Here is an 8,790-nt window from a genome sequence, read left to right as displayed (position 1 = left end):
CGGCGGCGGAAAGCCGCTGTTCGACGAATACCTGCGGTTCAACGACGACCTGATCTCGTACGAGGACTACATGAGCACTTTCGTCGGCCCGACGATCGCCGACTGGGTGATCGCCGAGACCGACGGCAAGGCCGAGATCATCCTGATGCGCCAGGACGACAATGCCACCCTCCGGCTCGTCGGCGACTCGCAGGCGGAGCGGCTCGCCGAATGCGGCGGTTGCCTCGTGCACGAGGTCCCATTCACTGCCGGTGACCTCTTCGGTGGCAAGCTCCAGGGCAAGGCCACGGCAGCGCTGCAGAAGCACCCGAATGCCGACGTGGTCATGGTTCCCGCAGACTCCGCGATCACCCTGGGCGTCGGCGCCGCAGTCGACCAGGCCCGCAAGAGCGGTCGGGACGGACTCCTGCTCACCGGCAACGAAGGCGTGCCCTCGTCGATCGAGCTGATCCGTAAGGGGACCCAGTCGTACGCGGTCGGTCGACCGCTGACGTGGACCGGCTGGGCCGCCGCCGACGGGCTGAACCGCCTGTTCGCCGGTGTCGACCAGGTGAACTCTGGCACGGGTATCGGAAGCATGGACGCTGACCACCTCCCAGAGGGAGATGTCTACGACGGCAACCCGAAGTCGTCGAACTACCAGGGAAACTACAAGAAGATCTGGGGCGTGGACTGAATGTTCGACGCCACCGTCGACGCCTCGGCGAGCGCGCTGTCGCTCGTCGGGGTGTCGAAGACCTTCCCGGGCACGAGAGCCTTGGCCGACGTCAGCTTCTCGATCGAGCCCGGTCACTTCCACGCTCTGGTCGGCGGTAACGGATCGGGCAAGTCCACGCTGATCAAGATCCTCGCGGGCGTGTACGGCGCCGATCGGGGCGGGTCTCTGCAGCTGGGCGGCGCGACCTTCGACGTCGAGCGACTCTCGCCACGTTGGTCGCGGGAGTCCGGCATCAGGTTCGTCCATCAGGACCTGGGCCTGTTCCCGCAGCTGACCGTCACCGAGAACGTCCTGGCTGGGTTGTCGTACCCGCGCAGGGCCGGCGGGCTCGACTGGGGGGAGGCGCACCGCTCCGTGCAGCTACTCCTGGACGGTCTCGGTGCGGAGGTCGACGCGCGGACAGCTGTTCGCGACCTGCGACCGGCCGATCAGACGCTGGTCGCGATCGCCAGGTGCCTCCGCGACCGTGACGCTGGAGGGGTGGGGCTCCTCGTCCTCGATGAGCCGACGACCCGCCTGCCTGCGGACGAGGTCGAGGGGCTGCTGCGGCGGCTGAAGTCCTATAGCCAGCAGGGACAGAGCATCCTCTACGTTACGCACCGCCTCGACGAGGTGCTCACATACGCCGACACGATCACGGTGCTCCGCGACGGAAGACACGTCGACACCCGCCCGGCCGCGGAGCACGATCGAGCCAGCCTGGTCGCCAGCATCGCCGGACATGCTCCCGAGGACGTCAACCGGGTGGGCCGCACCGCGTCGGACGACGTGGTGCTGTCGGTGCGCGGACTCACCGGCGGCCCCCTGAAGGACATCTCGTTCGATGTCAACTCTGGCGAGGTCGTCGCCCTGGCCGGACTGGTCGGAAGCGGTAGAACCAGCCTGTTGCAGAACATCTTCGGCGCGGTCCGCCCCCGCAGCGGGTCGTTGGAGATAGCCGGCCTGCCCGTGCGTCGAGGCCACGTCGCGGACGCGATCGCCAAGGGGCTGGCCATGGTCCCCGAGGAACGGGGTCGCGATGCGGCGTTCCAGAGCCTCTCGGTCTCCGACAACCTCTCGGCGACCACGGTCGGTCGGTACCGACGCGGCGGGTGGCTGCGCCGTTCCGCCGAACGCCGCGACGCCGAGCGGGACGTGGCTGCCTACGGGATCAAGGGGGCTATCGATGCGCCCATCTCCAGGCTCTCCGGGGGGAACCAGCAGAAGGCCATCATTGCCCGAGCCATGAGGACCTCCCCAGCTGTGCTGCTCCTCGACGAGCCGACGCAGGGGGTTGACGTCGGCGCACGGACCGACATCTACGCACAGATCGACGCCGCAGTCGCCGCTGGCGCAGGCGTGCTCCTCGCGACCTCGGACCTCGACGAGCTGCTCTACCTAGCGGACCGGGTGATCGTCCTCGTCGACGGTCGGGTCACGTGCGAGGCCTCGGGTGACCGCATCACGCGGCACTGGATCTTCGAGAACGTCTACCAGCATGAGAAGGCACCGAAATGACATCGCATGACGGCCACGCCGTGAGTCCAGACATCGAGGAGATGTCGCAGCGTCAACCGTTCACCGCGTTGCTGCGCGTCGCCGAGCGCTTCGGGCTCGTGATCCTGCTGGCGGCAGTGGCCGCCTACTTCGCGATCAACCCGGCGACCTCGGCGACGTTCCTGACCACATCGAACTTCCGCAACATCGTGGCCAACGAGTCGGTGCTGATCCTGGTCGCGCTCGCCGCGCTGATCCCGCTGGTCGCCCACCGATTCGACCTCTCGGTCGGGGCGATCGTCGCGCTGACGTCGATCGCGGCGGCCAAGGCCACCACCTCGATGGACCTCCCCATCCTGGTCGGCATTGGCCTCGCCGTCGGGACCGGCGCGATCATCGGCCTGGCCAACGGGGTGCTGGTCGCCTACTGCCGTGCGAACTCGCTGGTCATCACCCTGGGGATGGCGACCCTGCTCGGCGGGGTGGCCGCCAGTTGGTCGGGCTACCGGACGATCGTGGGTGTGCCCGAGGCGCTCACGAACTTCGGGAACGGACTCTGGCTGGGCGTTCCGCGGCCGGTAGTCCTCGTGGTCGCGGTCGCGCTGGGCGTGTCGTTCCTGCTGGGCCTGACGGTCTTCGGCCGGCGGCTGCTCTCGGTCGGAGTCAATGAGTCGGCCGCGCACCTCGTCGGCCTCCCGGTCCAGCGGACGGTCGCCCTCAGCTTCGTCGCGTCGGGTGCGCTCGCCGGCCTGGCCGGTGCATTGCTGCTCGCCCGTACCGGCAGCGCGGCCTCCGGCGTCGGCGTCGGCTACCTGCTGCCTGCTCTGGCGGCGATCTTCCTCGGCTCGACGACGATCCGGCCCGGCCGCTACACCGTCGCCGGGACGCTCGTCGGCGTGTTCTTCGTGGCTATCAGCATCAACGGCCTGACCCTGGCCGGTGCCGCGGACTGGGTCGAGCCGGTGTTCAACGGTGGCGCGGTCATCGTGGCAGTCGCGGTCTCGTCGCTGCTGACCCACCGTCGCCTGACCGGCGCGGCCCGGCGATAGATAGGAGCATGGGATGTACGAGCTGAACGCCGAGGAGTCCGCCATCGTGTCGGTGGTGCGGGACTGGGTCGACCGGCAGGTCAAGCCGGTCGTCCGGGATCTCGAGCACGCCAACACCTACCCCGAGACGCTCATCGAGCAGATGAAGTTGATGGGGGTCTACGGTCTCGCGATTCCCGAGCCGTGGAACAGCGCGGGGGTGTCCACGCCCTGCTACGCCGCGGTGACCGAGGAGCTGGCGCGCGGCTGGATGAGCCTTGCCGGTGCCATGGGCGGCCACAGCGTCGTGGCGAAGCTCCTCGTCAACTTCGGCACCCAGGAGCAGCAGGACCACTACCTGCCGCGGATGACAACCGGTGAGATCCGGGCGACGATGGCGCTGACCGAGCCCGGCGGTGGATCCGACCTGCAGGCGATGCGCACCGTCGCTCGCCGGGACGGCGACGACTACGTCATCAACGGGTCGAAGACTTGGATCACCAACGCCCGTCGCTCACAACTCATCGCGCTGCTGTGCCTGACCGACCCCGATGCGCAGCCGACGCACAGCGGGATCAGCATCCTGCTGGTCGAGAAGGGTCCCGGCTTCTCGGTGTCACGTGACCTCCCCAAGCTCGGCTACAAGGGCGTCGAGAGCTGCGAGCTGGCCTTCGACGACCTCCGAGTCCCTGCGACGTCGTTGCTCGGGACCGAGGAGGGCCGCGGCTTCGGTCAGATGATGCGCGGTCTCGAGATCGGGCGGATCCAGGTTGCCTCCCGTGCCCTCGGCGTCGGCCGCGCTGCCTTGGAGGATGCGCTCAAGTACAGCCAGGAACGGGAGAGTTTCGGCCAGCCGATCTGGAAGCACCAGTCCGTCGGGAACTACCTGGCCGACATGGTGACCCAGCTGACCGCGGCGCGGCAGCTGGTCCAGTACGCGGCGCGCCGGTACGACGACGGTCGCGCGGACATGGAGGCCGGGATGGCCAAGCTGTTCGCGTCGGAGACCGCGATGAAGATCGCGCTGGACGCGGTCCGCATCCACGGCGGCTACGGCTACTCCACCGAGTTCGATGTCGAGCGCTACTTCCGAGACGCGCCGCTGATGATCGTCGGCGAGGGCACCAACGAGATCCTGAAGAACGTCATCGTCCGCCAGCTCGTGGCGCGCAACCGGGTGGCGCGATGACGGTGGCCGGGGCCGCGACGTGGCTGTTCGTCCCAGGAATTGACGCCCACCGGTTCGGTAAGGCGGTCGCTTCGGGTGCCGACGCGGTTCTGCTCGACCTCGAAGATGCGGTCCGCCCCGAGGACAAGGACCAAGCACGTTCGGCGGTCCGCGAGTGGCTCGGCTCCGGCGGACGTGCCTGGGTGCGGGTCAACGATGCCGCGTCGCCCTGGTTCGCCGATGACCTCGACGCCCTGGAGGGGGTCGAGGGGCTCACGGGCGTCATGGTGCCGAAGGCCGAGTCCCCGGACGTGCTGGCTGCGGTCAGCGAACGGATGGGCCCGGTGGTCGCGCTGATCGAGACGGCGTTGGGACTTCATCGGGTCCATGAGGTTGCGACAGGGACGGGCGTCGCGCGGCTGGCGTTCGGCTCGCTGGACCTTGCCGCCGATCTCGGTGTCGAGGATGACCCGACGCCGCTGCTCCACGCGCGCAGCAGCCTGGTCCTAGCCTCAAGGGTGGCCGGGCTCCCCGCCCCGGTCGATGGCGTCACCACGCTCATCCACGACGCCGGCGCCGTCGAGAGGGACGCCCGTCGTGCGCGGAGCCTGGGCTTCCGCGGCAAGCTGTGCATCCATCCGGCGCAGCTCGCCGCCGCCGCGAGAGGTCTTGCGCCCGCTGAGGCAGAGGTCGCCTGGGCACGCGAGGTGCTCCGTGCCCAGGACGAGTCGCCAGTAGCCGTGAGCAGTGCTCCGGACGGCCGGATGGTCGACAAGCCCGTCGTCGAGCGCGCCCGGAACATCCTGCGCTCCCACACCCAGTGAGGTCAGATGCTTCCCCTTTCCGGCGTGACGGTCGTGGCGCTCGAGCAGGCGGTCGCGGCGCCGTTCGCGACGCGCCAACTGGCCGACCTCGGCGCACGGGTCATCAAGGTCGAGCGCCCCGGAGCCGGGGACTTCGCTCGTGACTACGACCGCACGGTGCACGGTGAGTCCAGTTACTTCGTGTGGCTCAATCGAGGCAAGGAGTCGATCGAGCTCGACATCAAGTCCGCCGCCGATCGTGCGGTGCTGGACGCGATCATCGACCGGGTCGACGTCCTCGTGCAGAACCTGACCCCCGGAGCCGTCGAGCGGCTGGGACTGGACGCGGTGACCCTCCGCGAGCGACGACCGGAGCTCATCCACTGCTCGATCTCCGGGTACGGGACCGGAGGGCCGGACGGCGCACGGAAGGCCTACGACCTTCTCGTGCAGTGCGAGGCCGGTCTGGTGATGGCGACGGGCACCAGCGAGGAACCGAGCAAGGTCGGGATCTCTATCGCCGACATCGCCACGGGCATGTACGCCTACTCCGGTATCTTGACCGCGCTCCTGCAACGTGTCACTCAGGGCGTGGGGGCCACGATCGAGGTGGCCATGATCGACGCGCTCGGCGAGTGGATGCTGCAGCCGGCGTACTACTCGGGGTACGGCGGACAGGCGACTCGCCGTACCGGTGCCAGGCATGCTTCGATCGCGCCGTACGGGCCATACGCCGCAGGTGACGGCGCGCTGGTCTTCCTCAGCGTCCAGAACGACCGGGAGTGGGAACGCCTCTGTCGTGAGGTGTTGGATCGTTCGAACCTGGTCGAGGACCCACGTTTCGCGCACAACCCTGAGCGGGTGGCGAACGACGCCGCGATCCGGCCGTTGATCGAGGCAGCCTTCAGCCGTCTCGGCGTTGACGAGGTCGTCGCCCGCCTCGACGCTGCACGGATCGCCTGCGCCCGGATGCGCACGCCCGCGGACCTATTGAGCCATCCGCAGCTGCTCGCGCGAGAGCGGTGGCGGACGGTGACGACCTCAGGCAGCTCGTTCCAAGCTCTGCTACCGCCGGCGTCGATCGTCGGGCAGGAGGCGCCGATGGGTGCCGTGCCCCGGCTCGGCGAGCACAATGACCTGCTCCGCGCCGAGTTCCTGGCACCTCGTGATGTGGTGGGTCGATGAGCGACTCCCACGTGATGCGGACGGAGATCCTGCGGCCCGCGCCGGCCGTCGCCCTGGCCCGGCTGCTCGATGTCGCGCCTCCGAACCTGGAGCGAGACGGCCTGCCATTGCTATGGCACTGGCTCTACCTCCTCGAGTGTCCGCACCAGGCAGATCTAGGGGCGGACGGCCATCCGGTCCGGGGAGTGATCCCCACGCCGCCGGAGCCAGGTCGCCGCCGAATGTGGGCGGGCGGCCGGGTGACCCGGCTGCGGTCCTTGATGCTGGACCGAGAGGCCACCCGCAGGTCGGAGATCACCTCGGTCGCCGACAAGGAGGGGCGATCGGGGCGTCTGACCTTCGTGACGGTCAGACACACGATCATCCAAGCAGAGGATATCGCGGTGGTGGAGGAGCAGGACGTCGTATACCGTGACGCCGCTCGCCCTGGCTCCGGGTCCGAATCTGCAGCCCGTGCGTTCGTACCGCAGCCGCCGGAGCGTAAGGAGTGGGAGGAGTGGGAGGTCGAGACCGACCCGACGATGCTCTTCCGATTCTCAGCGCTGACGTACAACGCCCACCGCATCCACTACGACCGCGACTACGCCCGCGACGTCGAGGGGTACGCAGGGCTGGTGACTCATGGTCCCCTTCAAGCACTCCTCATGGCGGAGGCGGTACGACGATCGGGTCGTCGGGCCGCTGCAATCGAGTACAAACTTGTCGCCCCCCTCCTGGCGCATGAGGGGCTGGTAGTGGGTGCACGTCCCGGCGAGCCAAACTGGGACACGAGGATCCGGGATTATGGTGGCCGCCTGACGGCAACGGGCTACATCCGCCTGAACCCGTGACGGCCTCCTGGAGCGGACGCGTGATCGAACAGCGGCACGGTCAACCGCTTGTCGATCGCGAGCGTTCGCCGCCAGGCGGTGGTAGATGCCTACGCAAAGCACGGGTACGCGGTCACCGAGATATCGCATGTTGGCAAGCTGGAGTTGCGAGATACCGACAAGGTCAAGCCGCGCCTCGATCTTCATTACACACTCGCCAGCACCGTTGAAGGAGCTTGCGCTGGGCTTGCAGTCTCTGGCGGTGAGATCGTCGCTGCCGGAGGCACGGTGTTTGGCGCCGGGGCTGGGGCGCCGCCCGCAGCCGGAACGGTGGTCGGCATCATGGTCGCCGATGCGGCGGCTGTCCTTGTCGCCGCGACTCGGGCGGTCGCGCACACTGCCGCCTACTACGGCTATGAGAGGGCGTTTGATCTGCGTTGTTTGCCCTAGTACGTCCCTCGCCAGGTTGGTGTGGCTTCGTCGGTTATGCGCTTGCTGGTGTTGTCGATCATTGCGATGTGGATCATGGCTTCGGAACTGGCGGGTAGGGTCTCGTAGTCGCGGGCCAGACGGCGGTGGAGCATCAGCCAGCCGAACGTCCGCTCGATGACCCAGCGGCGTTTGAGGACATGGAAGCCCTTGATGTCGGAGTTGCGGGGAACGACCTCGGCGTCGATGCCCAGAGCGGCGGCGTGTTCGGTGAACTGGTTCTTGAATCCGGCGTCGACCCAGGTCTTGGTGAGCGTGGGGTGGTCGGCTTTGGCCTGGTCCAGCACCTGCATACCGGCTTGATTCTCCGAGACCGAGGCGGCGCAGACGGTGACCGCCAGGAGCAGGCCGAGCGCGTCGGTCGCGACGCTGCGCTTGCGACCCACGATCTTCTTGGCCGCGTCCGTGCCCTGGGTCGCGGTCGGCGGGTTGGTGGAGGTCTTCACGCTCTGGGTGTCGATGACCGAGGCCGTCGGCTTCGCGTCGTGCCCGGCCTTCACCCGGGCCAGGCCGGTCAGATCCTGGTTGAGCTGCGCGAACATGCCCTCGTCGCGCCAAGCGGCGTAGTAGGAGTAGACGGTGGCGTGGGGCGGGAAGTCGTGCAGCAGGTACTTCCAGGCGATTCCCGTCCGGTTGACGTACAGGATCGCGTCGAAGATGTCACGGAGGTCGGTAGGGGCAGGGGCTCCAGTGGGACGTCGGTCGAGCCGGACCTGCCGCCAAGCGGTCAGGGTCGGTTCGATCAGCGACCAGCGGGCGTCAGAAAGATCGGAAGGGTACGCGCGTCGGGGGGACATACCTGAGCCTTACGCTTCGACCGCCATGGCTCTCCGCACCTGTCGAAACACGGCGCGTCCCGGGCAAGCCCACGCCAGACGGAATCTGGGTTAGGTCATCTAACGAAATGGACATCGAAGCGATCTCGCCTCGGCACATAGATGCACAGATTCCAGACGAAACCGCGCGAATGCTCCGCTGGACATAAGCAGCTAAGCCCTACGGTACATGCCAAAACACCCTCTCAGAGGGCGGATCGCGAGGCGATGACCCTTTGACAGAGCCTTCTGCTCGCCTGGCCGTCTTCACGCTGGATGTCCCGGCCATCCTCATTTTG

At 67.8% G+C, this 8,790-nt stretch carries 9 protein-coding genes; 8 read left to right on the top strand and 1 reads right to left on the bottom strand.

The features are described from left to right. From ABT130_RS45895 to ABT130_RS45860, 8 genes are all read left to right on the top strand, one after another. A partial coding sequence (locus ABT130_RS45895) for a sugar ABC transporter substrate-binding protein (RefSeq protein ID WP_350966245.1) occupies positions 1 to 676 on the top strand: 676 nt, incomplete at its 5' end. Then, positions 677 to 2,215, top strand: a complete 1,539-nt coding sequence (locus ABT130_RS45890; protein WP_350966244.1) for a sugar ABC transporter ATP-binding protein — start codon at positions 677 to 679, stop codon at positions 2,213 to 2,215. Beyond that, positions 2,212 to 3,243, top strand: coding sequence for an ABC transporter permease (locus ABT130_RS45885; protein ID WP_350966243.1), 1,032 nt, complete (start codon positions 2,212 to 2,214; stop codon positions 3,241 to 3,243). The genes ABT130_RS45890 and ABT130_RS45885 overlap by 4 nt, the downstream gene beginning before the upstream one ends. A gap of 13 nt (positions 3,244 to 3,256) precedes the next feature. Continuing rightward, positions 3,257 to 4,411, top strand: a complete 1,155-nt coding sequence (locus ABT130_RS45880; RefSeq protein ID WP_350966242.1) for an acyl-CoA dehydrogenase family protein — start codon at positions 3,257 to 3,259, stop codon at positions 4,409 to 4,411. Then, positions 4,408 to 5,214 carry an HpcH/HpaI aldolase/citrate lyase family protein gene (locus ABT130_RS45875; RefSeq protein WP_350966241.1) on the top strand — a complete coding sequence of 269 codons (807 nt, stop codon included), beginning with the start codon at positions 4,408 to 4,410 and terminating at the stop codon, positions 5,212 to 5,214. Before ABT130_RS45880 ends, ABT130_RS45875 begins: the two co-directional genes overlap by 4 nt. A 6-nt stretch (positions 5,215 to 5,220) precedes the next feature. Further along, complete coding sequence (locus ABT130_RS45870; RefSeq protein ID WP_350966240.1) at positions 5,221 to 6,378, top strand: CaiB/BaiF CoA transferase family protein; 1,158 nt, start codon at positions 5,221 to 5,223, stop codon at positions 6,376 to 6,378. Continuing rightward, on the top strand, positions 6,375 to 7,208 hold the full coding sequence (locus ABT130_RS45865; protein ID WP_350966239.1) for an HTD2 family dehydratase: 834 nt from the start codon (positions 6,375 to 6,377) through the stop codon (positions 7,206 to 7,208). Before ABT130_RS45870 ends, ABT130_RS45865 begins: the two co-directional genes overlap by 4 nt. A gap of 48 nt (positions 7,209 to 7,256) precedes the next feature. Further along, complete coding sequence (locus ABT130_RS45860; protein ID WP_350966238.1) at positions 7,257 to 7,637, top strand: hypothetical protein; 381 nt, start codon at positions 7,257 to 7,259, stop codon at positions 7,635 to 7,637. On the opposite strand, the gene ABT130_RS45855 is transcribed toward ABT130_RS45860, so the two are convergent. Further along, the gene (locus ABT130_RS45855; RefSeq protein ID WP_350966237.1) at positions 7,634 to 8,473 is read right to left on the bottom strand and encodes an IS5 family transposase; all 840 of its coding nucleotides are present in this window, start codon (positions 8,471 to 8,473) and stop codon (positions 7,634 to 7,636) included. The genes ABT130_RS45860 and ABT130_RS45855 overlap by 4 nt on opposite strands. Positions 8,474 to 8,790 lie beyond the last annotated feature (317 nt).

Origin of the sequence: Streptosporangium sp. NPDC001681, assembly GCF_040298085.1 — a bacterium.
In the GTDB taxonomy this organism is placed as follows: domain Bacteria; phylum Actinomycetota; class Actinomycetes; order Streptosporangiales; family Streptosporangiaceae; genus Streptosporangium.
This window is presented reverse-complemented; position numbering and strand designations above follow the sequence as displayed.

Bases quoted from the DNA above. Each gene is read 5' to 3' on its own strand.
- ABT130_RS45855 (WP_350966237.1), bottom strand. From the start codon at position 8,473: ATGTCCCCCCGACGCGCGTACCCTTCCGATCTTTCTGACGCCCGCTGG.
- ABT130_RS45865 (WP_350966239.1), top strand. From the start codon at position 6,375: ATGAGCGACTCCCACGTGATGCGGACGGAGATCCTGCGGCCCGCGCCG.
- ABT130_RS45875 (WP_350966241.1), top strand. From the start codon at position 4,408: ATGACGGTGGCCGGGGCCGCGACGTGGCTGTTCGTCCCAGGAATTGAC.
- ABT130_RS45890 (WP_350966244.1), top strand. From the start codon at position 677: ATGTTCGACGCCACCGTCGACGCCTCGGCGAGCGCGCTGTCGCTCGTC.
- ABT130_RS45885 (WP_350966243.1), top strand. From the start codon at position 2,212: ATGACATCGCATGACGGCCACGCCGTGAGTCCAGACATCGAGGAGATG.
- ABT130_RS45870 (WP_350966240.1), top strand. From the start codon at position 5,221: ATGCTTCCCCTTTCCGGCGTGACGGTCGTGGCGCTCGAGCAGGCGGTC.
- ABT130_RS45880 (WP_350966242.1), top strand. From the start codon at position 3,257: ATGTACGAGCTGAACGCCGAGGAGTCCGCCATCGTGTCGGTGGTGCGG.